24 protein-coding genes and 1 pseudogene are annotated in these 26,616 nt (G+C 67.1%); 14 read left to right on the plus strand and 11 right to left on the minus strand.

Going from position 1 to position 26,616, the window contains the following annotated elements; genetic code table 11:
- Positions 1-2 precede the first annotated feature (2 nt).
- The 4 genes from AWC30_RS06215 to AWC30_RS06230 all read right to left on the minus strand — a co-directional run bounded on the left by AWC30_RS06215 (position 3) and on the right by AWC30_RS06230 (position 3,502).
- Positions 3-875 (minus strand): MlaE family ABC transporter permease, encoded by an 873-nt coding sequence (locus AWC30_RS06215; RefSeq protein ID WP_085109331.1) that lies wholly within the window; start codon positions 873-875, stop codon positions 3-5.
- Complete coding sequence (locus AWC30_RS06220) at positions 875-1,705, minus strand: MlaE family ABC transporter permease (RefSeq protein ID WP_109561957.1); 831 nt, start codon at positions 1,703-1,705, stop codon at positions 875-877. The genes AWC30_RS06215 and AWC30_RS06220 overlap by 1 nt, the downstream gene beginning before the upstream one ends.
- A 424-nt stretch (positions 1,706-2,129) precedes the next feature.
- A complete protein-coding gene (locus tag AWC30_RS06225; RefSeq protein ID WP_085109332.1) occupies positions 2,130-2,750 on the minus strand; it encodes a TetR/AcrR family transcriptional regulator in 621 nt (206 codons plus the stop codon).
- Positions 2,747-3,502 (minus strand): TetR/AcrR family transcriptional regulator, encoded by a 756-nt coding sequence (locus tag AWC30_RS06230; RefSeq protein ID WP_085109333.1) that lies wholly within the window; start codon positions 3,500-3,502, stop codon positions 2,747-2,749. The genes AWC30_RS06225 and AWC30_RS06230 overlap by 4 nt, the downstream gene beginning before the upstream one ends.
- 26 nt (positions 3,503-3,528) lie before the next feature.
- Between AWC30_RS06230 and AWC30_RS06235 the strand changes: the two genes are divergently transcribed.
- The 8 genes from AWC30_RS06235 (at position 3,529) to AWC30_RS06270 (ending at position 12,251) form a co-directional block, all read left to right on the plus strand.
- A complete protein-coding gene (locus AWC30_RS06235; RefSeq protein ID WP_085109334.1) occupies positions 3,529-4,926 on the plus strand; it encodes an ABC1 kinase family protein in 1,398 nt (465 codons plus the stop codon).
- A gap of 58 nt (positions 4,927-4,984) precedes the next feature.
- Positions 4,985-5,689, plus strand: a complete 705-nt coding sequence (locus tag AWC30_RS06240) for a TetR/AcrR family transcriptional regulator (protein WP_085109335.1) — start codon at positions 4,985-4,987, stop codon at positions 5,687-5,689.
- Positions 5,690-5,910: 221 nt separating this feature from the next.
- Positions 5,911-6,810 carry a metal-dependent hydrolase gene (locus AWC30_RS06245; RefSeq protein WP_085109336.1) on the plus strand — a complete coding sequence of 300 codons (900 nt, stop codon included), beginning with the start codon at positions 5,911-5,913 and terminating at the stop codon, positions 6,808-6,810.
- A 37-nt stretch (positions 6,811-6,847) separates the two neighbouring features.
- Entirely contained in the window at positions 6,848-7,747 is a 900-nt protein-coding gene (locus tag AWC30_RS06250; protein WP_085109337.1) for a metal-dependent hydrolase, read from the plus strand.
- A gap of 16 nt (positions 7,748-7,763) precedes the next feature.
- A complete protein-coding gene (locus tag AWC30_RS06255) occupies positions 7,764-9,341 on the plus strand; it encodes a flavin-containing monooxygenase (RefSeq protein WP_085109338.1) in 1,578 nt (525 codons plus the stop codon).
- Entirely contained in the window at positions 9,338-10,291 is a 954-nt protein-coding gene (locus AWC30_RS06260) for an SDR family NAD(P)-dependent oxidoreductase (protein ID WP_085109339.1), read from the plus strand. Before AWC30_RS06255 ends, AWC30_RS06260 begins: the two co-directional genes overlap by 4 nt.
- Positions 10,292-10,344: 53 nt before the next feature.
- Positions 10,345-11,211, plus strand: a complete 867-nt coding sequence (locus AWC30_RS06265) for an alpha/beta fold hydrolase (protein WP_165756449.1) — start codon at positions 10,345-10,347, stop codon at positions 11,209-11,211.
- The gene (locus tag AWC30_RS06270) at positions 11,208-12,251 is read left to right on the plus strand and encodes a ferredoxin--NADP reductase (protein ID WP_085109341.1); all 1,044 of its coding nucleotides are present in this window, start codon (positions 11,208-11,210) and stop codon (positions 12,249-12,251) included. Before AWC30_RS06265 ends, AWC30_RS06270 begins: the two co-directional genes overlap by 4 nt.
- A gap of 352 nt (positions 12,252-12,603) precedes the next feature.
- On the opposite strand, the gene AWC30_RS06275 is transcribed toward AWC30_RS06270, so the two are convergent.
- The 6 genes and pseudogenes from AWC30_RS06275 to AWC30_RS18235 all read right to left on the minus strand — a co-directional run bounded on the left by AWC30_RS06275 (position 12,604) and on the right by AWC30_RS18235 (position 19,780).
- Positions 12,604-13,578: an alpha/beta hydrolase gene (locus tag AWC30_RS06275; RefSeq protein WP_085109342.1), complete on the minus strand. Its 975-nt coding sequence runs from the start codon at positions 13,576-13,578 to the stop codon at positions 12,604-12,606.
- Between the two features lie 112 nt (positions 13,579-13,690).
- Positions 13,691-15,169, minus strand: a complete 1,479-nt coding sequence (locus AWC30_RS06280; RefSeq protein ID WP_109561958.1) for a flavin-containing monooxygenase — start codon at positions 15,167-15,169, stop codon at positions 13,691-13,693.
- Between the two features lie 59 nt (positions 15,170-15,228).
- Positions 15,229-16,104 carry an SDR family NAD(P)-dependent oxidoreductase gene (locus AWC30_RS06285; RefSeq protein WP_085109344.1) on the minus strand — a complete coding sequence of 292 codons (876 nt, stop codon included), beginning with the start codon at positions 16,102-16,104 and terminating at the stop codon, positions 15,229-15,231.
- Entirely contained in the window at positions 16,101-17,663 is a 1,563-nt protein-coding gene (locus tag AWC30_RS06290) for a flavin-containing monooxygenase (protein ID WP_085109345.1), read from the minus strand. The genes AWC30_RS06285 and AWC30_RS06290 overlap by 4 nt, the downstream gene beginning before the upstream one ends.
- A complete protein-coding gene (locus AWC30_RS06295; RefSeq protein ID WP_085109346.1) occupies positions 17,660-18,241 on the minus strand; it encodes an SRPBCC family protein in 582 nt (193 codons plus the stop codon). Before AWC30_RS06295 ends, AWC30_RS06290 begins: the two co-directional genes overlap by 4 nt.
- Positions 18,231-19,780 (minus strand): annotated as a pseudogene (locus tag AWC30_RS18235) (flavin-containing monooxygenase). Before AWC30_RS18235 ends, AWC30_RS06295 begins: the two are co-directional and overlap by 11 nt.
- A gap of 232 nt (positions 19,781-20,012) precedes the next feature.
- Here AWC30_RS18235 and AWC30_RS06305 point away from each other — a divergent pair.
- The gene (locus AWC30_RS06305) at positions 20,013-20,894 is read left to right on the plus strand and encodes a metal-dependent hydrolase (protein ID WP_234807964.1); all 882 of its coding nucleotides are present in this window, start codon (positions 20,013-20,015) and stop codon (positions 20,892-20,894) included.
- A gap of 21 nt (positions 20,895-20,915) precedes the next feature.
- A complete protein-coding gene (locus tag AWC30_RS06310) occupies positions 20,916-21,809 on the plus strand; it encodes a metal-dependent hydrolase (protein ID WP_085109347.1) in 894 nt (297 codons plus the stop codon).
- Positions 21,810-21,821: 12 nt separating this feature from the next.
- Here AWC30_RS06310 and AWC30_RS06315 read toward each other — a convergent pair whose 3' ends face one another.
- Positions 21,822-22,607: a DUF3109 family protein gene (locus AWC30_RS06315; protein WP_109561950.1), complete on the minus strand. Its 786-nt coding sequence runs from the start codon at positions 22,605-22,607 to the stop codon at positions 21,822-21,824.
- Between the two features lie 74 nt (positions 22,608-22,681).
- Between AWC30_RS06315 and AWC30_RS06320 the strand changes: the two genes are divergently transcribed.
- Genes AWC30_RS06320 through AWC30_RS06335 form a run of 4 tightly spaced genes read left to right on the plus strand, consistent with a single transcriptional unit; the run spans position 22,682 to position 26,614 of the window.
- On the plus strand, positions 22,682-23,698 hold the full coding sequence (locus tag AWC30_RS06320; protein ID WP_085109348.1) for a Ppx/GppA family phosphatase: 1,017 nt from the start codon (positions 22,682-22,684) through the stop codon (positions 23,696-23,698).
- Complete coding sequence (locus tag AWC30_RS06325; protein WP_085109349.1) at positions 23,695-24,879, plus strand: Rv0497 family membrane protein; 1,185 nt, start codon at positions 23,695-23,697, stop codon at positions 24,877-24,879. Before AWC30_RS06320 ends, AWC30_RS06325 begins: the two co-directional genes overlap by 4 nt.
- 18 nt (positions 24,880-24,897) lie before the next feature.
- On the plus strand, positions 24,898-25,740 hold the full coding sequence (locus AWC30_RS06330) for a sugar phosphate isomerase/epimerase family protein (RefSeq protein WP_085109350.1): 843 nt from the start codon (positions 24,898-24,900) through the stop codon (positions 25,738-25,740).
- Between the two features lie 16 nt (positions 25,741-25,756).
- On the plus strand, positions 25,757-26,614 hold the full coding sequence (locus AWC30_RS06335; RefSeq protein WP_085109351.1) for a thioesterase family protein: 858 nt from the start codon (positions 25,757-25,759) through the stop codon (positions 26,612-26,614).
- The last annotated feature ends 2 nt before the right edge of the window (positions 26,615-26,616 follow it).

Here is a 26,616-nt window from a genome sequence, read left to right on the forward strand (position 1 = left end):
GGCTACCCTGAGATCTGAATTCCCGGATTGTCGCCCCAGAACAGCAGCGTCAACACCATGTCGCTGAGCACGATCGCGATCAGGCTGGCGCGGATCGCCCGGCCCGAGGCCTGGCCGACCCCCTCCGGTCCGCCACCGGCGTAATAGCCCTGATAGCCGTGGATCGCGATGATTAACGTGACGAAGACGACGGCCTTCACCAGCGAGAACGCCACGTCGGACGGCTGGATGAACGAGTCGAAGTAGTGGTAGTAGGTGCCCGAGGACTGGCCGTGCACCACGTTGACCACGACGGCGCAGGACAAATAGCTCAACACCAGGGTCAGCAGGTACAGCGGAATGATGGTGATCGCCCCGGCCAGCACCCGGGTCGTCACCACGAACGGGATGGACGGGATTGCTTGCGCCTCAAGGGCATCGATCTCCTCGCCGATGCGCATCGCACCGATCTCGGCGGTCATCCGGGTGCCGGCCTGCGCCGCGAATCCGATCGCGGCGATCATCGGCGCCATCTCCCGAGTGTTGGCGTAGGCGGAGATGAAGCCGGTCAGCGGCCCCATCCCGACCATGTCCAGCGCCGAGTAGCCCTCGATGCCCACTGACCCGCCGACGGCGGCACCGAGGAACACCAGCACTCCGATGGTGCCGCCACCCACGATCAGCGCGCCGTTGCCCCACACCATGTCCACCAGTTGCAGCCCGGTCTGTCGGCGGTAGCGAATGATCGTCCGCGGTATCGAGCCGATCACCTGGGTGAAGAAACTCAGCTGGTGTCCGAGCCGCTCGAGCAGGGTGCCGCCGCCGGCGGCCACCGTCCACGAGAGGCGGAGCGGGGCCGGCAGGCTGTGCGGCAGGTACCGGGACGGGGTGGCCATCAGCCCACCCTCGTCGGCATGAACATGGTGACCAGCTGGGTGACGACCACGTTGATCAAAAACACCGCGACCACCCCGATGACGACGGCCGCGTTGACCGCGTCGGCGACACCGCGGGCCCCGCCGCTGGCCTCCAGTCCGCGCTGGCAGGCCACCAGGATCACCACCAGCCCGAACAGCCAGGTTTTCAGCAGGGCCACCAAGACGTCTGTGACGCTGGAGAACGACGCGAACGACGCGATGTAGCTGCCCGGGGTGCCGGACTGAAAGCCGACGTTGATCAGGTAGCCGGCGCTCAGCCCCATGAAGATGATGAAGAAGCACAACACCGGTGCCACGAAAACGATCGCAGCCAGCCGCGGTGTCACCAGCCGCTGCACCGGGTGGATGCCCATCACTTCCAGTGCGGCGACTTCCTCGCGGATGGTGCGGGCGCCCAGGTCGGTGGTCACCGCCGACCCCGCCGCGCCCCCGAGCAGCAGCGCGGCCACCATCGGCGCGCCCTGCCGGATCACGCCCAGCCCGCCGGCGGCGCCGGAGATGGAACTGGCGCCGACCTGCTGGATGAGGCTACCCACCTGGACAGCGACGATGACGCCGAACGGGATCGAGACCAGCAACGCCGGGATCGCGGTGACGCTGACGATGAACCAGGCCTGGTTGATGGTGTCCCGCCAGGGATGGCGCAGCCGGATCAGGTCACGGACCAAAAACGAGAACGCTTGGGCGGTCAGCTCGATGAAACGGCCCAGCGTCTGTAGCGACGAGTCGGCGCGGTCGATCACCGCAGTCACCGGTCGGTCGAGCAATCCGACGAGCTGGGCTCGCATCACCGGCCGGCGTGCCGACACGGGACCCGCCGCCTGCGACGGCGCGTCGAGCTCCGCGGGCGACACGCGGTGGTTCGCGTCAACGCAGGCGTCGACTCCGATCTCGGTGGGCGCCGCATCGGTGTCCACCGTGGCGCGCACTCCCGGAGTCAACGGCGGGGTTCTCCTTGCTTCCGTGCGGGACGGTCTCGCAATCGGGCCGGCGCTGGCGACAGCCTGGCGGGACGATCGGTACCGGATACTGGTCGTATGAGGTAGTTAGTATGTGGGAGGTTGGGGGTGCCGTCAAGGGGGGCGGCGGAGCCGACCGGCGGCGGCGCGACGGTCATCGGCGGGGCCCCCTTCGCTCGCGTCAAAATTAGGAGACTGATGCGTCACCCCGAGTGAGTAAAGCACACCCTCGGAGGGCGTGTCGGCGGATCGCTCAGAGTGTCGTCGAGACCGGCGCCCGGCCCAGCGCGGCGCGCACCAATTCGCGGATCTGGGTGATGACGTGATCGGGACCGCCGGGCAGCGGCGGCCCGCCCTGCGCAGGCAGTAACAAGGTCAGGCTCATCGTCACTGCGAGTTCGCCGAGCACCTGGCTGTCCACACCGGGGCGCAGATAGCCGACATCGATGCCGTGGTCGATCTGGCGTTGTACCGACGCCGCGAATGACTGGTAGATGTCGAACAGACGCCGGGTGAGCTGCTCGTCGACCGCGCCGGCGTCGAACACGATCAGCGAGACGAGTTTGTTGTCGGTGACCGACAGCGAATGCAACGCGCGCAACGGCCCGGTCATCGCGTCGAGAAACTCCGCCATCGTGTCGGCGAGCCGATCCGGCGGAGACAATTCGGGGGCGCGCTCTCGCAGACCGAGATCGATGGCGGCGTCCAGGATCTCCCGCTTATTGGCGAAGTAGTTGTAGAACGAGCCGTGACCCAGCCCTGCCGCTGCGACGATGTCGGCCACCGACGTGTTCCGGTAGCCGCGCTCGGTGAACACGTCGAAAGCCGCCCGTGTCAGCTCGGCCCGCCGGTCCGGCTGCTTCTGGGCGGTCATCGCGGGTCCCTCTCGACAAAAAAACCGCGTCGGACGAAATCAATGACCGCGGCCCGATAGCGGGCCCGGATCGCGGGGTCGCGCTGCCCCATCACCTCCCGTAACCCGCCCGGCAGCAGCAGTTTGGTGGCCAGCACGCCGCACACCTCGGGGTCGGCGCCCGGCCGCAGCAGCCCGGCTTCCTGCGCCTGGTCGAACAGACCGGCTGCGATGCGCGCGACGGTCGCCTCGAGACCGAGGATGCGAAGTTTGAGTTCCTCGTCGATCGCGCTCGCCTCGACCAAGACCAGCGAGAGCAGTTGGGGCTGGCGGTCCAAGGCGGCGTCCACCGCCGTGAGCACCGCTTCGGCGCGGTCGAGGAATTCTTGGGGTCCGGTGGGCTGCGCCACGGTGAGCAACTCCGGTTGCGCCGCGCCCATCAGTTCCTCCACCGAGTGGTCGAAGACGAGGTCCAGCAACTCCCGTTTGCTGCCGATGTAGCGGTAAATGGTGCCCTGGCCGATCCCCGCGTGCCGGGCGATGTCGGAGACGGTCGTCGCCTCGTAGCCCTTTTCGGCAAAGACAGCCAGTGCCGAGGCGATGATCTGGGCGCGCCGGTCCTCGCGCAAGTTCTCCACTGGCGGGCGGCCGCGCCGCCGGGTGGGGCGTGGGTCGGCTTCCACGTCGGTGGGCCGCACGGGCATGGATCCTCCCGGGTGGCGATTAGTAGCAGACGGCCCTGATTTCGCGGACTGACGCGTCATGTCGATCATACATTTCGATCGTAGGATGTGGCGCTATGTCGACTTCCCGGGGTTCCGACTCGTTGAATACCTCGCGGTTGGCGCGCGGTGCGCGGCTGGGTGGGTTGGCCGCCAAACAGACGTTGCGGCGGGTCAGTGTCAAGGCCGGTTCGATCGTGGTTACGGAGAACCGCCGGGAGCGGATGCTGGATCGGACCAACGAGCGGATCGCACGAGATTTGGTCGCCGTCTTGGGCAATATGCGTGGGGCGGCGATGAAGATCGGCCAGTTGCTGTCGGTGATCGACCTCGGCATCGTCGACGAGGCCTCGCGCGAACACTTTCGGCAGCAGCTGGCCAAGCTGCAGGGATCGATCAACGCGATGCCGTTCGAGACGATGCGCCCGGTGATCGAATCCGAACTCGGCGCGCCGGTCGAGCAGCTGTTCGCCGCGTTTGACCCCGAGGCGTTCGCGGCGGCCTCCATCGGTCAGGTGTATCGCGCCCGTACTCGCGACGGCCGGGACGTCGCGGTCAAGGTGCAGTACCCGGGAGTGCGCACGGCGGTGTCGGCGGACCTGAAAAATCTGGCCCTGTTTCTGCGGATGATGAAGACCACGTTGCCTACCGTGGCCGCCCAGGAGTTCCTCGACGAGATCACCCACGAATTCTCCCGCGAGCTGGACTATCGCCGGGAGCTGGCCAGCCAGGCCCGCGTCGCCGAGCGATACGCCGATCATCCGTTCATCTACGTCCCGGCGCCGATCCCCGAGCTCAGCTCCGACTCGGTGCTGACCACCGAATACGTCCCGGGGATGCGAGCCGGTGAGGTTGCTGACCTTCCCGCGGCGCAGCGCGACCGGATCGGCGAGATCATCTACCGGTTCTATCTGGGGTCGCTGTACCGGGACTGTGAGTTCAACGGTGATGCGCATCCGGGCAACTTCCTGTACTGCGCCGACGGGCGGGTCGCGTTCCTCGACTTCGGCATGTACAAGCACATGGATCCGGCTGCGGTGGAGTTCGAACGTCGCATCGGGCGGTGCTGCATCGCCGGCGACGGCGAGGGGCTGCGCGCGATCATGGGGGAGTACGGCGTGTTGCGCCCGGACTCAGCGGTGTCGGCACAGGATTGCTTGGACTACACGCTGGACGCGGCGGGCTGGAATTTCGTCGACGACTATGTGGCAGTGCGCTCGATCGACGTCAGCGCGGCGCTGCTCGGGGTGCTCGATCCGACCGCGGACACCTTTCAAACCATGCGCAATGAACGGCTGCCACCGGAGCACCTGTTCTCCCGGCGGCTGGATTTCCTGGTGTTCGGCACGCTCAGTCAGATCGGTGCCGGCAACAACTGGTTTCGCATCGCCGCTGAATGGCTCCTCGGTGCCGATCCGGTCACCGACCTCGGTCGCGCCGAGGCGGCCTGGCGTCAGGAACTCCCGCGCCCCTGAGCTTCCCGATACCGGCGAACCCATCGGTGCGGTCGGCGCGGTGGACTAAGCTGGTCCCGTGTCAACCGGTGCGGTTCCCAGGCGTGAGCGGTTGCCGGCGCTGACTGGTGACGCCCGCGTTGACCGTTGGCGCGAGCACCGGGCGGCGGTGCGCGCGGAGTTGATCGATGCGACGTTGCGGGCGATCGAGGAGTACGGGCCGGAGCTCTCCATCGATGATGTCGTCAAGACTGCCGGAGTGCCGAGGCCCAAGCTCTACCGCTTTTTCGAGGACAAGGACGCCTTGTTCGCTGCGGTCGCCGAAAGTGTTCAGGAGCTGATCCTGCAACGAGTGGTGCCGCAGTTCGATCTCAGCGCGACGGGGCGGCAGATGGTGTATTCGGCGCTGGCAGCCTACGTCAACCTCGTCGATGAACGGCCCAACGTATTCCGATTTCTGGTCGGATCACACTTCCGGTCCGGGCGCTCCGCCGCGGAGTTGATCGACAGTGGCCGGCCACTCTCGGATGCCATGTCCGCGGTCTGGTCGGCGCTGCTCGCCGGCCGCGGTGGGGATGGCACCGGCGTGGAGTACGTGGTGGACGCCAGTCTGGGAGCGGTGGCGCTCGGGGTGCTGCGCTGGCTCAACGCCCCCACGGTCAGCAAGGAGCGCCTGGTCGACGAGTTGAGCGGCTTCCTGTGGGGCGCGATGGCGGCCGGAGCCGAGGCTCGCGGGGTGATCCTCGACCCCGACCAGCGGTTGCTCGATATCGACCTCCGCTGACGGCGTCGCGTCAGCGCTGAAACGGCGCAGCTTTCTTCCGATTCTCCGCTCCCTCCGCACTGCCCCTTGACAGAGTGACGCATCAGTCAGGATATTAGTGACATGTCAGTCGCCTTATTTTTTAGGCCGCTGACAGGGGTTGTGGCCCCGCGTCTGACGCACTATTGTAGCTCGATACATGCAGTATCAGGTACTTCAAGTACGCGAAAGGTTGGGGTGTCATGGCTGGTGGGACGTCGAAGGCGGGGTCGCTCGCCGTGGCCGACGAGGGGAAGGGCAGGCCGACTTACCCGGAGACGCGCCGGGTCCGGTTCCGCTTCGGAGAGAACGGCGACTACGGCAAGTATTTCGTCGACAACGACATCGTGTTCAGCCACTTCGTGGCCGGGCTCTCGGCAGGTTTCCCGCCCGGCGAGGAGGCGTTCATCCGGTCGGTGCGACGCTTCGCCGATCAGGTCACCGACCCAGTGCTGAAGAAGCGGGTGGCCGGCTTCATCGGCCAGGAAGCCATGCACGGCCAACAGCACCGCGAACTCAACCGTAAGCTCTCCGAGCTGGGTTTCTTGGTGGATTGGTATGACGCCGAGTCGGTGATCTCGCGGCAGAAGCGGTTTGAGGACCGGATCTCCGGTCAGGTGCACCTGGCGATGACGGCGGCCGCCGAGCACTACACCGCGGTGCTGGCCGAGCGCGTGCTCTCCAGCGCCGAGATCCAAGCCATCCCAGGCGAACCCGAGATGTGGAACCTGCTGAACTGGCACGCGTTCGAGGAACTCGAACACAAGTCGGTGGCCTTCGACGTCTACCGTGCGGTGGGCGGTTCCGAGCGCGTCCGGATCACGGTGATGGCCGTTTTGCTTGCCCTGACCGGGCCGGTGGTACTGGGCACCCTGCTGGTGGCGCTGGCGCGTGACCCGATCGCCCGTCGTCAGCCGCTTCGCCTGGTGCGTGAAGCCTATGGGTTGTTCCGCGGGCCGGTGTTCCGCGGCATCGGGCGCGAACTCGCCAAATATCTCAAGCCGGGCTTCCACCCGGACGACATCGACACCACCGCGTTGCTGGAGCGCTGGCAAACCGAGTTGTTCGGCGCCGAGGGCGCGCTTCTGGATCGGCTGAAATAACCCAAAGCGGCCCAGTGAAAAATCGAAGGAGATACCGATGGTAGCCAACCCTGTCGTCCCTGCCGCGGACCACCGCAAGGTGCCGGCGAGCGCCTATCCGAAGGTACGCCGGATACGATTCCGGTTCGGCGATCCGCAACCGATGAGCCATCACTTCGTCGAGGGCGACATCGTTTACAGCCACCTGGTGGCCGTGCTCTCCGCCGCGTTCCCGCCCGGTGAGGAGTCGTTCATCCGGTCGGTGCGACGCTTCGCAGACCGGGTGACCGACCCGGTGCTGAAGAAGCGCGTCGCCGGTTTCATCGGCCAGGAGGCGGTGCACGGCCAGGAGCACCGGCGGCTCAACGAGAAGCTCATCGCGATGGGCTATCCGTTCGTCCGGCTGTTCATGTACACGCCGGAGAGCCGTCGTGAGCGGTGGGTGCGGCGCCTGGAGAACGCCGCGCCCGCCTACGCGCACCTGGCGATGACCGCAGCCGCCGAACATTACACCGCGACGCTCGCCGAGCGGGTCCTCACCCGTGAGGAGATTCAGCAGATCCCCGGCGATCCGGAGGTCATGCACCTGCTCAATTGGCACGCCACCGAAGAACTGGAGCACAAATCCGTCGCCTTCGACGTCTACCGTGCCGTCGGTGGGCCCGAGTGGATCCGGATCGGTGTCATGGCGCTGATGTACGCGTTCACCATCCCGGTCGTCACGGTCGGTGTGCTGATGTCGATCGCCACCGACCCGCGAGGATGGCGCCCGATCAAACTGATCCGGCAAACCTACGACATGTTCCGCGGCCCGTTGGTCAAGGGGTTGATGGGCGAGCTGGCGGTCTACATGAGGCCCGGATTCCACCCCGATGACATCGACACCGAGCAGATCGTTCAGACGTGGCAGCAGGAACTTTTCGGCGCCGACGGCGCACTCCGCGAGCAAATGAAATAGGTGAGGGACAGGACCGTTGACTACAACCATTGAAACCAAACCGCTGCCGACCGGCGAGCGGGTCGATCCCGACTACGAGGTGGTGGTCGTCGGCGCCGGATTCGGCGGCATCGGCACCGGGATCGCGCTGCAGCGCCAAGGCATCCACGACTTCGTCATCATCGACAAATGGGACAAGGTCGGGGGCACCTGGCATGCCAACACCTACCCGGGTGTGGCGGTGGACATCCCGTCGTTCGTCTATAGCTTCTCCTACGAGCAGCGCGGCGACTGGTCGCGGTTGTTCGCCCCCGGTGAGGAGCTTCGCGACTACGCCGATGACATGGTCACCAAATACGGGTTGCGGGACAAGCTGCGCTTGAACACCACCATTGTCTCCGCGGTCTTCGACGAGGCCAACAGCATGTGGCGGCTGACCACCGACGGTGGGCAGGAGATCACCGGTCGCTACGCGGTGATGGCGGTCGGCGGGCTGGAGAGCCCGAAGATGCCGGACATCCCCGGGATCGACGACTTCGGCGGCACACTGATGCATACCGCGCTGTGGGACCACGATGTCGCGCTGGAGGGCAAGCGGGTCGCAATCATCGGGACCGGCGCCACCGCCCTGCAGGTGGTGCCGGCCATCGTCGAGGAGACCGGTCACCTGACGGTCTTTCAGCGGACCCCGATCTGGGTGTTCCCCAAGGTCGACATGGAGATGAAAACCCTCGGCCGATGGGTGATGAGCCGGCCCCGACTGCGCTCGGCGATCCGAGCGATGGGCACGATCGGCACCGAGATCGGGATGAGCGGCCAGTTGGTCGGCCCGCGCTGGCTCACCGACCTCAGTCGACGGATGGCCGAGATCCCGGTGCGCCGGTGGATGCGCAGCCAGGTCGACGACCCTGTTCTCCGGGAAAAGCTGATGCCCCGCTACGGACTGGGCTGCAAACGGCCGTCGATGTCCAACGATTATCTCAAGACGTTCAACCGCGACGACGTCAGCCTGATCACCGACTCCATCGAGCGCATCACCGAGAACGGGATCCGCACCGTCGACGGCGTGGAACACGAGGTCGACGTGTTGATCTGCGCCACCGGATTCCGGCTCTGGGACAACCGCGCGGTTCCACCGTTCCCGGTGATCGGACGCGACGACATCGACCTAGGCAGATTCTGGGATGAGCGCCGCTACCAAGCTTACCAAGGCGTTTCGGTCCCCGGGTTTCCGAATATGTTCACCATCACCGGACCCTACGGGTTCGTTCTCGGCTCCTACCTGTGGATGATCGAGGCCACCTCCGCTCACCTCAGCCGGGCGATTGCCGAGAGTAAACGTCGGGGCACCCGCCAGGTTGAGATCAGGCAGGAAGCCCACGACGAGTACTTCCGCAAATGCCTGAAACGTCAAGAACGCAACTTCTTGTTCACCTCTACCTGTGAGGGCTCGAACACCTATTACATCGACGACAAGGGTGACTCACCGTTCCGGCCCTCCACCCACGGCGAGATGTACTGGCAGAACCGTCATTACGACCTGGATGTCTACCGCTACAACTCGGGGTCTGAGACGTCTCAGCCGGCTGAGGAGAAAGCGAAGGAGAACGCGTGAAAATCAACACCCTGCAACCCCGACTGGTTGTGGTCACCGGTGCCGGAAGCGGCATCGGCCGGGCCACCGCCATCAAATTCGCCAAGCGCGGCGCTCACGTGGTTGTTTCCGATATCGACCTCGACGCCGCGGAGGCGACCACTGCCATGATCCGCGGCCAGGGCGGAACCGCTTCGGCGGCCCGACTGGACGTCACCGACCCGCAGGCATGGGATGCGTTCGCCCGCGACGTGCTGGCCGATCATGGTTATGCCGATGTGCTGGTCAATAACGCCGGCATGTTGGTGGGTGGGCCGTTCCTGGAGTTGACGCCCGCCGACTGGGAGCGCCAACTCAGCGTCAACCTGCTGGGGGTGGTGCACGGCTGTCGGGCCTTCGGCGCCCAGATGGTCGAGCGGGGCAGCGGTCACATCGTCAACATCGCGTCGGCGGCGTCGTTCACGCCGACTCCGGTGATGGCGCCCTATTCGGTGTCCAAGGCCGGGGTGAAGATGCTGACCGAGTGCCTGCGCCTGGAGTTGGGTGCGAAGGGTGTCGGTGTCAGTGCGATCTGTCCGGGGGTGATCAACACCAACATCGGGGACAACGCGGTCACCGTCGGGGTGGATCAGGAGTTGATGGACCGCGGCTTGGAGATCAGTCGGCGGATGCAGGAGATCGCCGCGAAGCTGCCGTGGGCCCCGATGAACCCCAACCTGGTTGCCCGTGCGGTGGTCCGGGCCGTCCGGTTCGACCTGGCGGTGGTCCCGGTGCGCACCGAAGCCTGGCTGGGTTATTTCATGTTGCGGATCGCCCCCGGGGTGAACCGGCGGATGGCGCAACCGTTCTCGGTGGAGCGGATGCAGACGGTCGGTGCCAAGCTGTTGGGCCGGTTCGGTGACACCAGACTGCTCGGCCCGAAAGGCGCTCCCACCACGTCGCACGCACCGACCGCAGAGGTCGGCCGGTAGCCGTGGTGAGTCGACGGATGCCGACGGTCCCTTACCGTGAGTTCCGATTGCCGATGGCCGATGGCGTCAACCTGCAGGTTGCTGAATGGGGTGCGCCGACCGCAGAATTGACCGTTGTTCTGGCCCACGGCTGGACGCTGTCCCACCGCATCTGGGAGGACGTCGCCGAATCGTTGGTCGCCGCTGACCCCACGGTGCGGGTGATCGCCTACGACCATCGGGGACACGGCCTTTCCGACCGGGTGAACGGAGCCACGATCGAACAACTCGCCGACGACCTCGCTTCGGTGATCACCGCGTTGGCCCCGACCGGGCCGGTGGTGCTCGGTGGACACTCGCTCGGTGGGTTCACCCTGACGGCAGTGGCAGAGCGGCATCCCCAGTTGGTGGCCCAGCGTGTCGAGGGGGTGATGTTGGCAGCCTCCAGCGCGGGTGAGTTGATGGGCGCGGTCCGCCGGATCCCGGGGACCGAAGCCGTCATGAGATTCGCACTGCGCCTGGGGTCCCGGATCAAGATGCCCAGCCGGCCGTTGTTCCTGGTCCGACAGGGGGCGCGCGGAGCCTTCGGCAAACACCCGCGGCGCCGTGACCTCAACCGAGTGGTGCAGCAGGGCGCCCAGGCCGATCCCCGGGTGGTCGCTGCGCTCGGCGGATCGATCCTGCAGCATCACCGGTACCGGGCATTGGAGGCCTTCCAAGACCTGGAGGTAACGGTGCTGGCCGGAACGCGCGATTTTCTGACCTCGCCAACCCACGCCCATCGGATCGGCGAGCGTCTGCCGGACAGCAGCGTGGTGGTGTTCCGCGGTGCCGGGCACTTCCTGCCCTACGAACGACGTGAATCAGTCACTGCCCACCTTCTGGGGACGATCGGACGGATCCGTCAGCGGGCGCTTGCCACGGCGGAGGCCATCGGATGACAGAGCGTAGCCACGAGTTGCGGGTCTTCGAGGTGATCAAGGAGACCGCCGAAGCGGTGACGTTGGTCTTCGACGTGCCTTCGGAGGCGGCGTCGCGGTTCGATTACAAACCGGGGCAGTTCCTCACGGTGTGCATCCCCAGTGACCGGACCGGTTCGGTGGCCCGTTGCTATTCGCTGTCCAGCAGTCCGCACCAGGACAGCCGTCCAGCCGTCACCGTCAAACGGGTGAGCGGCGGGTTCGCCTCGAACTGGATCTGCGACAACGTCGCTGTCGACTCGTTGCTGACCGTGCTCGAACCCTCCGGTTCTTTCACCCCCCGGTCCTTCGATGACGACGTACTGCTGTGCGCCGCCGGCAGCGGGATCACACCGATCCTGTCGATTGCCAAATCGTTGTTGTACACGGGCGCCGGGAAGGTCACGTTGTTCTACGCCAACCGGGACCGTGACGCGGTGATCTTCGCCGACCAGATCGGTGGCCTGGCCGAACGGTTTCCGCACCGATTCACGGTCACCCACTGGTTGGAGGCGGAGCGAGGCCTGCCGCAATCGACCGCGGTGGCCGACCTGATCGCACCCGATGTGGACCGCGATATCTTCCTGTGCGGACCGGCCGGGTTCGCTGAAGAGGTCAGGGCCGCGTTGACTCAGCTTCGGGTGCCCGCCGAGCGGCTGCATATCGAGAATTACAAATCTTTGGAGACCAATCCATTCTTGACTCCCGCTGCCCAAGTACCGGTGGTGGCCCCGCTCGGCGAAGGCGGGGCACGAGTCCGCGTCGAACTCGACGGGGAGAGCCATGTCTTCGACTGGCCCAAGGACACTCCGCTGCTGGATGTGTTGTTGGCGGCCGGGCTGGACCCGCCCCACGTCTGCCGCGAATCGGCGTGCGGCACGTGTGTGTGTTCGGTCAAAAGCGGGCGCACCAAGATGCGCATGAACGAGTCGTTGATCGAGGAGGAGCTCTCCCGCGGGCTCACCCTGGCGTGCCAGACCTTGCCGGAGTCCGCCGAGGTGGACATCGCATTCGATCAGTAACAGCCGGAGGCCGGTCGTCGGTGACCAGTCGCGAGGAAGACCTGCGGACACGATGCCGACGTCGGTCAACCCGGCCTCGGCTGGTGGGTGAGGTCACGGCTGTGTGCGTTTCCGCAAATGTGGTGTCGGACAATAGTAATCGCGTCCGGTGCTGCGCTGGCCACCCGTTTTCCAGCGGTTCGGTCGGGTCGTCAGTTTCCACCTGACCGGAAACCCGCCCGGTGGGGCAGGTCGGTTCAGGTTGGGGCAACGGTGTGAAGGTCGCCCCCCCTCAGCTCACGTGATGGCTCCGCGATCGGTAGCGACACACCCCACAACGGATGACAGCACCCTCGGGAAGGTCAGCGGCTCCTTACCGCGGGTCGACCAGAAACGATCCGATCTCCGCGATCGCTTTGCGTGCCGGTGCCAGGATCACGGCGCCGGCCTGGAATACGTGGAACTGCCCGGCCCAGACCTGCAGCTCGCACCGACCACCCGCGGCGGCAATGGCATCGGCGAGTTCTTCGGCGCCCGCGCGGAGAACCTCGCGCGTCCCGACTTGAATCAGAGTGGGAGGCAACGGTGACAGATCATCGGCAGCCAGGCGCCGATGCGGCAAGAGGTCCGCCGAGATGGCCGGTTTGGCGGCGAGTTTGCGGCTGAGGACAGAAACCACCGGAGCGGTCAGCAGCGGGTCATCGGCGGGCTCCAGAGCCAAGTCGGGATCGATGCCCGTCATCGGTGACATCAGCACCAGCCCCCCTGGTCGACCGAGTCCCCGCCGCACCACCGCCAACGCGGTGGCGACGGCAAGATAACCTCCGGCGGAGTCCCCGACGATTCGGATCTCGGAGGACGAATACCCCTCATCGAGTAGCGCGCGGAAGCCGGCGACAGCGTCGTCGAGAGCCTCGCCGAGACCGTGCCGAGGCATCTGTCGATAATCGACCGCGAGCGCTGGACACCCGGCGGCGCGCGCGATGTCGGCGGTGAGCCGGCGATGAGTGTTCAAACCGCAGACGATGAACCCGCCGCCGTGCAGGTAAAGAATCGCCCGGCCGGCAGTGGGACGGGCCGGGATCAGCAACTCGGCGCGACAGTGCGGCAGCGAAATCGCGTGGCGGCGGACACCGTATGGCCGTGGGAGCAGCCACGCCGCCCGGTCCGCCAGGGCGAACGGCCAGCGCGCATCGGGAAACCGGGCGAACAATGTGATCACCGGACGGACGAAGACCCTCAACAGGACTGCCACCACCCTCGACAGGGCGCCCGGCCCGGGTAACTCGCGTCGGCTCGCCGACGGTTGCGGGACTCCATCCGCCAAGGCGCCGGTGCCAGTGCTCATGAGGTTCACCTTTCGTCGGTCTGTCCCGATTCACCCCGGCAGGCAATCGCTATGACGTGGCGAACCGATCGCCGGCTGGGTTCTCCGCCCGCCCCGTGACGGGCCGTGCCGGTTACTGCTGGTAGCGGTAGTCGTCGAGATCAAACGTCTTCGACGCGTGCATCGACTGGTACGCCGTGGTCGGCCGCAGAAACGAGAAATCGCCGTTGCGGTCGATGTAGTAGCTGTTGGCATCGACGCAGGCCCGACCGTGCATCAAGGTGTCGGAGCCGCGCTCGTCGATGAATCGGTGAAACCGGTCGTTGGCCTGCTCGGAGACCTCCACCGCCGTGGCCGCCCGCCGCTGTGCCTCGTCGATGACCCGCACTGCATGCCGAGAAGCGTTCTCCACCATCACATGCCAGGAGCTCCCGGACCACGCGTACGGTCCGAACACCATGAACGTGTTGGGTAGCCCGGGCATCGTCACGCCCTCATATGCGGTGGCACGGTTGTTCTCGTAGAAGTCGGCCAGATCGAATCCATCGCGGCCCTTGACCGGTCGAAGACGGTAGACCACCGGGCTGTTGGACATCTCGAATCCGGTGGCGAGCACCAGGACGTCGACGGGGCGCTCGACCCCGCCGCGGGTGCGGATGCCGGTGGGGGTGATGCGTTCGATCGGATCGGTGATCAAGGTGACGTGATCCTCGGTGAACGTTTTGTAATAGACGTTCGACACGCTGGGGCGTTTGCAGCCGAACCCGTAGGTCGGCGTCAGTTGTCGGCGCAGGTGCCGGTCGCGCACTTGGGTGAACAGAAAGGCGCGGCACGCCCAAGCCGGGATCTTGGCCAGCGGGGCGATCCGCTTGCCGTGCACGGTGATGGCGACCAGCCCCACCTCGACGAGGGCGGCCGCCGCGGCACGGATCAGCGTCTGCAGGAACGGGATCCTGCGGAATGCGCTCTGCACCAGGCGCGGAATCTCAAAGTCGGGTTTGGCGAAAACCCAGATCGCGCGCCGTTGGTAGACGTCCAGGCTGTTCGCGGTCCGGGCCAACTGGGGGACCACCTGGATAGCGGTTGCTCCGGTCCCGATCACCGCGACCCGTTTTCCGGCGATCTGTACGTCCTCGTCCCACGCCTGGGTCTGGATGATCTTGCCTTCGAACGTGTCCAGGCCGGGGATGTCGGGGACTCGTGGTTCGACGAAAGCCCCGGTCGCGGTGATCACGAAGCGGGCGGTCAGCGTCGACCCGTCATCGAGGGTCAGGACCCACACATGGTTGTCCTCATCCCAATCCCGGCGCATCACCTCGGTGTTCAGCCGAATGCGGGGGCGCAGTTCGTATTTGTCGGCCAGCATGTTGATGTAGCCGCGGACCTCGGCCCCTTTCGGGAACGTGCGTGACCATCCGGGATGCTTCTCGAAGGAGAACTGGTAGACGATGCCCGGAATATCCACGGCCACATCCGGGTAGCGGTTGGAGTGCCAGGTGCCGCCGATGTCGTCGGCCCGCTCGAATATCGCGTAGTCGGTGTACCCGGCGCGCTGCAGATGGATGGCCGCGCCCAGTCCGCCGATGCCGGCCCCGATGATGGCCACCAGCATGTCGGGGTCGCGCCGATGCGCCGGTGTGGCGTCGTGGTCAGCGCGCGGTGTGGTTACGGTCATGGTCGAAGCTCCTCGGCAGGCGGTGTCGCGTTGGCGGCGATGCGGGCGTCGTACTCGGCGCGGGCGTCCCGGTCGATCGGGCCCAGCGTGCGATCGGCATTGACCAACCGCCGCCCGGCCAACCAGAGCCACTCGGGCACCAGGTTGGCCAGGGTCAACAGTGGGACGAGGCCATGCGGTGCGCCGGCCAGCGCGGGCCGACGCCGAACCGTCGATTCGACGCGGCGGGCCACCACACTCGGCGGCAGCACACCGATCCGCACGACCCCGAGCGGGATTCCGTCCACCAGCTGGGTGTTGATCGCCGATGGCAGCACCGCCGAGACCGAGACGCCGTGCGGGCGGAGCTCTTCGCGAAGGCTTCGGCTGAACGCGGTCGCGGCGTGTTTTGCGGCGGTGTAGCCGGCCAGCCCGGCCGAATGGATCTTCCCGGCCGCCGAGGTGACGTTGACGATGTGCCCGCGGCCCCGGGTGATCATCCGGGGCGCGATGATCCGTGCGGCGTTCATGTGGGCGAACACGTTGACCGCGAACGTCGCCCGGGTCACCTCCTCCGGTTCGGTCAGGAACGCACCGATCGGCATGATGCCGGCGTTGTTGACGAGAATGTCGACCGGGCCGAGTTCGTCTTCGACTCGGTCCAGGAACACTCGGAAGCTGTCCGCGTCGCCCACGTCGACCCGGTAGCCGTGGGCCGACTCACCGAGCGTGGCGGCGGCGGCCTGCGCAGCCGATCCGTCGAGATCGCCGATGGCCACCCTCGCCCCTCGCGCGACGAATCTCGACGCGGTCGCAAGACCGATGCCGCGGGCGGCGCCGGTGACCACCACCACCGACCCAGGGACCGGGATTGCCGGATAGGCGCGGCTCATCGGACTCCTTCCAGGCCGACCACCCCATGCTGCTCGGTCATCTCGGCGGAGGCCGAGCGCCAGGAGTAATCGTCGAACGGATAGTTGGCGGCGGCCCTGCGTGACTGCAGCGCGGTGGTGGGCCGGATGTAGCACATGTCGCCTTGCGAGTTCACGTAATAGGTCCGCAGGCCCTTGTTACGCACCTGGAAATAGTGCTGGATGTTGCGGCCCTGATGCTGAATCTTGGCGTGGTAGCGCCGCTGTGCCTCGGCGGTCACCTCCACCACGTCGCAGCCGCGGAGCCGCGCCTCACAGATCGCCCGGACCGCGTGCTGCGCCGACGATTCGACCATGAAATGCCACCCGGTTCCGGTCCAGGAGTACGGGCCGACCAGCATCCACCGGTTCGGCAGCCCGTGCACCGCGACACTCTCATAGGCCTGCAGGCGGTGGGCGTTGTAGAACTCGCCGAGGTCGAAGCCGTCGACACCGACGACGGTCCCGGTGCGGTAGGTCTCCGGGTCGGAGAACAACTCATACCCGACGGCGACGACCAGCGCGTCCAGTTCGCGTTCCCGGCCGTCGGCGGTACGCACACCGTTGGTGGTGATCTCCTCGATCGCGCTGTCCACAAGCTCCACGTTGTCGCGGTTGAAGGCCTGCACGAAGGTGTTCGACAAGGTGGGGCGTTTGCCGAGTAGCCCGTAGCCGGGGGTGAGCGCGCGCCGAACATCTCGGTCGCGTACTGCCGCGCGCAGATACCCGCGGTAGGCCGCCCTGGCGCCGCCGTCCATCAGCGCCGTCGCCGGCTTGGCGATCACCGGCGGGGTGTAGACCAGAAGCCGGGTCAGCGCCTCGACCAGCGCCAGCGCGATCCCCGACAGCAGCGACTGGGTGGCGCCCCGACCCAGCACGGTACGGAGCACCGGACCGATCGCGAAATCTGGTTTGGGCCAACACCATACCGGTGTGCGTTGAAAGACCGCCAACGATTCCACCTCGGGTGCGATAGCCGGGGTGATCTGCACGGAACTCGCCCCGGTCCCGATGATCCCGACGCGCTTTCCGGTCAGGTCGTAGTCGTGGTCCCACTCGGTGGGCCGCAGCACCTTGCCGGTGAAGGTGTCGAAGCCGGGGATGCCCGGGTCGTTCTTGGGGTTGATGAAGGCGCCGACGGCGCTGAGGACATACCGCGCGGTGATCTCCTGGCCGGCGGCGGTGTGCAACCGCCAGTGCCCGGCGGCATCATCCCACTCCTCTTTGACCACACCGACACCGAACCGCAGATGCGGATACAGTCCGTGTTCCCGGGCGACCCGGCAGTGGTAGGCCTTCACTTCCTCCCCCTTGGGGAAGACGCGGGACCAGTTGGGGTTTTTGGCGAACGAGTACTGGTAGGTGAAATGGGGTACGTCGACACCGATCCCCGGATAGTCGTTGTCGCGCCAACTGCCGCCGGGCTCATCGGCGCGTTCCAGAATGACGAAGTCCTCGATACCGGCCTGTTTCAGCCGCGCGCCCGCCGCGATGCCGGCAGGGCCGGCGCCAACGACGGCGACGGTGTGTTGTGGGGTCATTGCGGGTCCTTTTCGGTTCTCGGTTCTCGGGGCGGGGCGGTGATGGCGCGGGGGGTGCGGGACAGGTCCCGCTCCAAGCCTCCCAGGCCGAAATGGAACACCGGTTGCAGCACCGCGGCCACTGGCCGCAGCCCCCACCGGATGCCCGGAATGCGGCGCAAATAGCGTGGCGCGCAGGCCAGCGTCCAGTCGACGGTGGCGTGGCCGTTGTTCTCGGGTTCCACCCGGTAGTGCTCGCACCACGAGCCGAACACCGGCAGCGTGGCGTCGGTGGCGGTGTAGCTCATCATCATCTGAGCCGGATCGAACTCCAACAGTCGCTCATGCTGGGCGAAGATCAGCCATTTGAAGATATGCATCTGAAAATCGCGGACCACGCCCGGCGCCGGGTCGATCGCGCGCGGGTAGCGGCTGCCCCACACCGTCGGCAGCCAGGACCACATGCGGCTACCGGCGACGATCTCCCAGACCTGGTCAGCGGGGGCGGCGAAGGTGCGGCGCACGTGGGTGACGAGCGGTGCGGTGCGGAGGAACTCGTCGGCGTTCTGCGGCGCCAGCGCGATCGCGTCAAACCGCATGGGGAACCTCCCGCACCGGCAGTCGCTGGAAACTGTAGTCCGATTCCGGGAACCGGGTGCTGCGCAGGCGGGATTGCAGCACCGTCCACGGCCGGACATAGGGGGTGTGCCCGTGGGAATTGATGAAATAGCTGTTGGAGCCCGCACAGTTGACCGTGAAGTAGCGATTCAGGTTGGCACCGCTTTCCTTCAGCCCCGACTGGAATCGGTTCAAGGCGCCCCACGTGACCTCGACCCGGCTGGCCTGCTGATCGCGCGCGATCTTGATCACCGCGGCGATGTGGCGCATCGCGTTCTCCAGGATGTAGTGGAACCCGGTTCCGGTCCAGGAATAGGGGCCGACCATCATGAACCGGTTGGGCAACTGCGGCACGGTGACACTTTGGTAGGCCTGCAGGCCTTCGCTGCGGTAGAACTCGGCAAGGTCGAAGCCGTTGCTGCCCACTACTGTCCCCGGCCGGTAGGTCTCCGGGTCGGAGAACATCTCATAGCCGGTGGCCAGGACCAGGACATCGATGGGTCGGTGCGCGCCGTTCGCGTCGACGATGCCGTCGCGTGTGACCCGCGCGATGCCGACGCTGACGAGTTCGACGTTGGTCCGGTTGAACGTCGGCAGGTAATCGCCGCCGAGGGTGCCGCGGGTGCATCCGGCGCCGAAACGGGGCCGTAGCTTCCGTCGCACGGTGCGGTCGTGCACCTTGTAGCGCAGCCAGCCTCGGTAGAGCAGCAGCGCAACCCGATCGAAAACGGCGGCCGCTGCGGTGAACACCGGTCGCGGTGTGTAGATGAGGATCCGCAAGCCGATCTCGATGAACGCCAGCACGACCGTGTGCAGCGCGGTGGCGAACCAGCGTTTGGCCAGCAGGCGTCGCAGAAAGCCCGGGTACGCGAAGTCGGGTTTGGGGAAATACCACTGCGGGTGCGCTGGTAGATGTCGAGGTGGTCGACCTGGCCGGCGATGGACGGCGCGATCTGCACGGTGGAACTGCCGACGCCGACGATGCCCACCCGTTTGCCGCGCAGGTCGACGTCGTGCTGCCATCGGGACGGGATCAATACTGGCCCGGTGAAGCTCGCCAGTCCGGGGATGTCCGGTTCGCTCTTGGGGTTGATGTAGGCGCCGACCGCGGTAATGACGAAGCGCGCGGTGATCACCTGGCCGCCCGCCAGGTGGATCTGCCACCAGTGATTGTGGTCGTCGAAGGTCTCGCGCTCCACGCGGGCGTTGAACCGGGCGCGAGCATAGAGGTCGTGCTCGGCGACCAGATCGAGCGCATATCGTTGGATCTCGGCGCCGCTGGCGAAGAACCGGCGCCAGTTCCCGGACGGGGCGAACGCGAATTGATAAGCCACCGAAGGGATGTCGGCGCCCACACCGGGGTAGGTGTTGCGAAGCCACGTTCCGCCGAAGTCCTCATCGCGATCGATGATGAGGAAGTCCTCTACGCCGATTTCCCTTAGCTTGATCGCCGCGCAGATTCCACCGAAGCCGGCCCCGATGATAGCCACTTCGTGGTCGGGGGAGCGGTCCGCGGCCATATTCGACTCGGCGTCGATCGGCCGAACCGCAGGGGCGCCCAGCATGAGGTTAATAATTAGACTGATGTGTCATTCTGTCAAGTGGTCGGCTGGTTCTCTCTGGATTTCGGGGATGCCGACGATTGCCGCCGGGGCGTGACCGCTGAGCCTTGCGCCGCGTCCGGTGTCCGCGTAACGTGACCAATAACACAGTACTGGCAGTACTAGATACTGAAAGTCGCTGGAGGTTGGCGTGCTCAACGAGGATGTGACGGCGGGTTCGCGTTCGGTGCCCGTGCGCTACCCGAAGACCCGCCGGGTGCGGTTCCCGTTCGGAACCGACCGGCAGTACGGCAAGTATTTCGTCAACGACGACAGCGTTTTCAGCCACTTCGTGGCCGGCCTGTCCGGGGCGTTCCCGCCCGGGGAGGAAGCCTTCATCCGATCGGTGCGGGTTTTCTCCGACCGGATCACCGACCCGGACCTGAAGAAGCGGGTCGCCGGGTTCATCGGTCAGGAATCGATGCACGGCCAGGAGCATCGCCGGCTGAACGACAAGCTCATCGCGATGGGCTACCGGATCGGCTGGGGGGATTCGAAAGCCATGGAACGCAGGAGACTCCGGTTCGAGCAGCTCATCTCGCCACTGGCCCACCTGGCGATGACCGCCGCCGCCGAGCACTACACCGCGGTGCTCGCCGAGAGGGTCCTGTCCCTCGATGAGATCCAGGCAATCCCCGGGGACGACGCGGTCTGGCACCTGCTGAACTGGCACGCCCTGGAGGAGCTCGAGCACAAATCGGTGGCCTTCGACGTCTATCGCAGCGTCGGCGGCGGCGAAACCACCCGGATTGCGGTGATGGCGGCGCTGATCGCCCTCACCCTGCCGCTAGTGGCCACGACACTGACCCTCTCGCTGGCCGGCGACCGCCAGGCCCGGCGCCACCCGCTGCGGGTGGTCCGGGAGGCCCGGGCGCTGTTCGGTGGACCGCTGTTCCGCGGCCTGATGGGAGACCTGGCCAAGTATCTGCGCCCCGGGTTCCACCCCGACGACATCGACACCGACGCGTTGCTGCGGCGCTGGCAGCAGGAACTCTTCGGCGCCGAGGGTGCCCTCGTCGAGTACGTGCGTTAGCCCTTCCGGAAGGAGACGATCATGGTTGCCGGTACGGCAGCGGTGTCGAACAACGGGAAAACGGTCGCGTCGGGCTATCCGAAGGTGCGCCGCATCCGATTCCGGTTCGGCGACCCGAAACCGATGCGCCGCCACTACGTGGAGGGCGACATCGTGATGAGCCACCTGACCTCGTTGCTCTCGGCGGTGTTCCCGCCGGGCGAGGAGTCGTTCATCCGCTCGGTGCGCCGGTTCTCCGAGCAGATCACCGACCCGGGGTTGAAGAAACGGGTCGCCGGGTTCATCGGCCAGGAATCGGTGCACGGCCAGGAGCACCGCCGGCTCAACGAGAAGCTCATCGAGATGGGCTACCCGATGGTGCGGTTGTTCACCTTCGGCCACGACACCCGACGGCAGCGACTGATGCTCGGGATCGAAAACCGGATTCCTGCCTACGTCCACCTCGCCGGCACCGCCGCCGCTGAGCACTACACCGCCACGCTGGCCGCCCGGGTGCTCGGCGACGAGATGCAGGCCATCCCCGGCGATCCCGAGGTGTGGAACCTGCTGAACTGGCACGCGGTGGAGGAGCTCGAGCACAAGTCGGTGGCGTTCGACGTCTACCGCAGCGTCGGCGGACCGGAATGGATCCGCATCGGGGTGATGGCCGGGATGTACACACTGACGATCCCGGTGGTGACCGGCGGGGTGATTCTGTCGATGACCACCGACCCCACCGCGTGGCGACCGTTCACCGCGCTGCGCCAGACCTGGGGGGTTTTCCGTGGCCCGCTGGTCAAGGGCCTGCTCGCGGAGTTGCGCCCCTATATGCGCCCGGGGTTCCACCCCGACGACATCGACACCGACGCGCTCGTCGAACGGTGGCGCCGGGAACTGTTCGGCGCGGACGGCGTCCTGGTCGGGCACCTGGGCTGACGCGCGAGACGGCTAGCGGGCAGCCCGGGTGGCCGGATGTTCGGCGATCAGGCCGCGTTCGGCGCGCTGGGCGCAGATCGCGGCCAGTTCGGCGTAGGCCTTCTCGCCGAGCAGCTCGGTCAGCTCGGCCGACATCGACCGGTACACCGGACGTGTCCCGATGTGGGCCGCCGGGTCACCGGTGCAGTACCAGTTCAGGTCGGCGCCGCCGGCGCCCCAGCCGCGCCGGTCATACTCGGTGATCGTGGTCTTGAGGATCTCGGTGTCGTCGGGCCGCGTCACCCACTCCTGGCTGCGCCGGATCGGCAGCTGCCAGCACACGTCGGGCTTCATCGTCAGCGGCTCGACACCCAGCTTCACCGCCTTGATGTGCAGCGCGCACCCGGCGCCGCCGGCGAAGCCGGGACGGTTCAAGAAGATGCACGCCCCCTGGTGCCTGCGGGTGCGCCACGCCGGCTCGTCGTCGTTCTCGTCGAGCGTGAGGTAGCCCTTGCGGCCCAGACCCTTGTCACGGAACTGCCAGTCGGCGTCGGTGAGCTGGGCGACCGCGTCGTCGAGCCGGGCCCGGTCGTCGTCGTCGGAGAGGAACGCCCCGTGCGAACAGCAGCCGTCGTCGGGCCGGCCGGCCACCGTCCCGCGGCACGACGGGGTGCCGAACACGCAGGTCCAGTTCGACAACAACCAGGTCAGGTCGGCCGCGATGAGGTGTTCGGGGTTGTCCGGGTCGTAGAACTCCACCCACTCCCGGGCGAAATCCAGCTCGACTTCCTGCGGATGATCGGAGGAATGCGGTGCCACAAAAATCCACCGTAGACCAAATCGCCGAGCCGGGAGTTTCACCAGATCAGCTCGACCTACTAGGTTGGTGTTCCGTGCGATTGGGCGTGCTCGACGTGGGCAGCAATACCGTTCACCTGTTGGTGGTCGACGCCCGACGCGGCGGCCACCCCACCCCGATGAGTTCGACCAAGGCGACGCTGCGCCTGGCCGAGGCGGTCGACGAGTCCGGCCAGATCACCAAGCGCGGCGCCGACCGGCTGGTCGACACCATCGACGAGTTCGCCAAGATCGCGGCCAGCTCGGGGTGTGCCGAGCTGATGGCGTTCGCCACCTCCGCGGTGCGCGATGCGGAAAACTCCGAGAACGTTCTGGCCCGGGTGCAGAAGGAAACGGGCGTCCGCCTGCAGGTGCTGCGCGGGGTCGACGAATCCCGGCTGACGTTCCTGGCGGTGCGCCGCTGGTACGGCTGGAGTGCCGGTCGCATCATCAACATCGACATCGGCGGCGGCTCGCTGGAGATGTGCAGCGGGGTCGACGAGGAACCCGACATCGCGCTGTCGCTGCAGTTGGGGGCGGGCCGGTTGACCCGCGAATGGCTGCCCGAAGACCCGCCGGGGCGCCGCCGGGTCTCGATGCTGCGCGACTGGCTGCACAGTGAACTGGCCGAGTCCGCCGCCAGCGTGCTCGACGCCGGCCCAGCCGACCTGACGGTGGGTTGTTCGAAGACGTTCCGCTCGCTGGCCCGGCTGACCGGAGCGGCGCCCTCGGGCGCCGGACCGCGGGTGAAACGGACACTGACCGCCAGTGGTCTCAGACAACTCATATCGTTCATCTCTAGGATGACCACCGCTGACCGTGCAGAACTGGAAGGGGTGAGCGCCGACCGGGCACCGCAGATCGTGGCGGGCGCTCTGGTGGCAGAGGCGAGCATGCGAGCGTTGTCGATCGAAACGGTGGACATCTGTCCCTGGGCGTTGCGTGAGGGCCTGATCCTGCGCAAACTCGACAGCGAGGCGGATGGCACCGCTCTGGTGGAGATCCCGATGACCGATGCGGAGACCCGACCGGCCAAAACCAAAGGCGACCGGTCGAAAGGCGGGAAACGATGACCGAGCCACGCGATGAAGAGACGCGGCCGATCTCGGTCGCCGAACTGCTCGCGCGTCACGGCAACATCGGCTCCCCGCCGGTCACCGGGCGGCGCCGCCGGCGCCGCGGCGACCCCGACTCCGTCTCCGTCGCCGAACTGACCGGTGAGATCCCGGTGATCCGCGACGACGACCCACCCCCGTCGGAGACCGCCGCGACGACCACAACCGAACCCGACGCCGCCGCTAAGGCGGCTGAGACCGACGAGGCCGAGGACGTCGCGGAGGCCGCGGGCGAGCCGCGGACCGCGCGGCCGGCACGCCCGCCGCGCGAGACCGCCGGGCGACGGACCGAGGAGCCCAGTTCCCCGGTGCGATTCTCCGAACCGCAGCCGCGCTGGCCGCAGTCACCGCCGCACACCGCGCGGAAGAGCGGACCGGTGCGCAGCGCCCACCCGATGCCCGCCCAGTCGTCGTCGCCCGAGCCGGAGTCCGATGCGGAACGGATGAGTCCGGACCCGGTCGACGCCTACCCCCTCGCCGACCTCGAGGCCGACGCGGCAGCGCGGGGGGCCGTCGAGGATGACATCGAGGACAGCGACGCCGCCGAGGACATCGACCTCACCGCCGAGACAGACACCGACGAAGCAGACGATGTCGACCGCACCGCTCGCGCCCGCCGCGGCGGTCTGCTGGGGGCGTTGCGCGGGCGCTTCGGCGGCCGCCGGGACAACGCAGGCCTCGACGATGCGGACCTCGACGACTCGGATCTCGATGAGACCGACCTCGACGAGATCGACCTCGAGGATTCGGAAGACGGGGAGGCCGGCGCCGATTACGACCTCGATTCAGACGACCTCGACCTCGATACCGGCACCGCCACCGGGGCCGACGACGCGTTCGACACCGACGACCACGACCGGGCGCACGAATCCGGGCTGCGCCGGGTGCTGCGCGGCGCCTGGGTGGTCGTGCAGTCGCTGGGGGCGTTCCTGTTCGGTGCCGCGCTGTTCGTCGCCTTCGACCAGCTGTGGCGCTGGAACAGCATCGTGGCGCTGGTGCTCACGGTGCTGGTGACGCTCGGGCTGGTCGGCGCCGTGCAGGCGGTCCGCAAGACCGACGACATCGGCAGCACCCTGGCCGCCGCCGCGGTGGGACTCCTGGTCACCCTCGGTCCGCTCGTGTTCTGGCTCTCCGGCTGAGCGCTACGGGCAACCATCGTGCGTCCCGCAATCAAAGTCGGCCTCTCGACGGCCTCGGTCTACCCCCTGAAGGCCGAGGCCGCCTTCGAATACGCCGCCCGCCTCGGCTACGACGGGGTCGAGCTGATGGTGTGGGCGGAATCGGTCAGCCAGGACATCCCCGCGATCGCCAAGCTGTCCCGCCGCTACGGCGTGCCCGTGCTCTCGGTGCACGCACCGTGCCTGCTGATCTCCCAACGGGTCTGGGGCGCCAACCCGGTCCACAAACTGGAGCGCAGCGTCCGCGCGGCCGAACAGCTCGGTGCCCAGACCGTCGTGGTCCACCCGCCGTTCCGCTGGCAGCGCCGCTACGCCGCCGGGTTCGCCGACCAGGTCGCCTCGCTGGAGGAGCGCAGCGACGTCATGGTTGCGGTGGAGAACATGTTCCCGTTCCGGGCCGACCGGCTGTTCCGCGCCGAACAGACTCTGGAGCGCATGCGCCGCCGCGGCGGCGGGCCTGGTGCGGGCATCTCCGCCTTCGCCCCGTCCTACAACCCGCTCGACGGCGACCACGCGCATTACACCCTCGACCTCTCCCACACCGCGACCGCCGGCAGCGACGCGGTGGACATGGCCCGCGAGATGGGCTCGGGACTGGTACACCTGCACCTGTGCGACGGGACCGGGCTGCCTGCCGACGAGCACCTGGTGCCCGGGCGCGGCACCCAGCCCACCGTCGAGGTCTGCCAGATGCTGGCCGCCGGCGACTTCGCCGGCCACGTCGTGCTGGAGGTGACGACCTCGCAGGCCCGCACCACCCAGGAGCGGGAGGCCCTGCTGGTCGAGTCGTTGCAGTTCGCCCGCACCCACCTGCTGCGGTGAGTCCGAGAGGAGCCCGATGACCGACTCCACCCGGTTCAGCGACGCGATGCGGCTGACCCGTCTGGACGTCGGCGACGCCAGCCCCGCCGACGCCGCCGACACCGACCGGGTCGACTTCGCCGGAGAGCTCAACGCGCACTGGACGATCGGGCCGAAGGTGCACGGCGGGGCGATGCTGGCGCTCTGCGCCAACGCGGCACGCACCGCGTTCGGCGACGGCCGGGAGCCGGTCGCCGTCTCGGCCAACTTCCTGTGGGCACCCGACCCCGGTCCGATGTGGCTGCGCACCCGGCTGCGTAAACGGGGACGGCGGGTCAACGTCGTCGACGTCGAACTCGGCCAGGGTGACCGCACCGCGGTGCACGCCGCGATCACTCTCGGTGCGCCCGAGGACACCTCGGCAGGCCGGGCGCCGCTGCTCTCGGTCAACCCGGTGGTCGCCCTGATGACCCCGGAACCGCCGCCGGGGCTGGAACCGATCGGCCCCGGTCACCCGATGGCCGACATCGTGCACCTGGCGCACGGCTGCGACATCCGGCCCGCCCTGACCACCCTGGCCCCGCGGTCCGACGGCGGACCGCCGGTCATCGAGATGTGGGTCCGGCCCAAAGACGAGCGCCCCGACGTGCTGTTCGCGCTGCTCTGCGGCGATGCGTCGGCGCCGGTGACCCTGGCGGTCAACCGGCCCGGGTGGGCGCCCACCGTGCAGCTCACCGCCTATCTGCGGGGTGTGCCGGCCGACGGCTGGTTGCGGGTCATCTGCACCACCACCGAGATCGGCCAGGACTGGTTCGACGAGGACCACACCGTGGTCGACAGCCGCGGGCGCATCGTGGTGCAGACACGCCAGTTGGCGATGGTGCCCACCGGGTAACC

Source organism: Mycolicibacillus trivialis (assembly GCF_002102395.1).
Taxonomy (GTDB): domain Bacteria; phylum Actinomycetota; class Actinomycetes; order Mycobacteriales; family Mycobacteriaceae; genus Mycobacterium; species Mycobacterium triviale.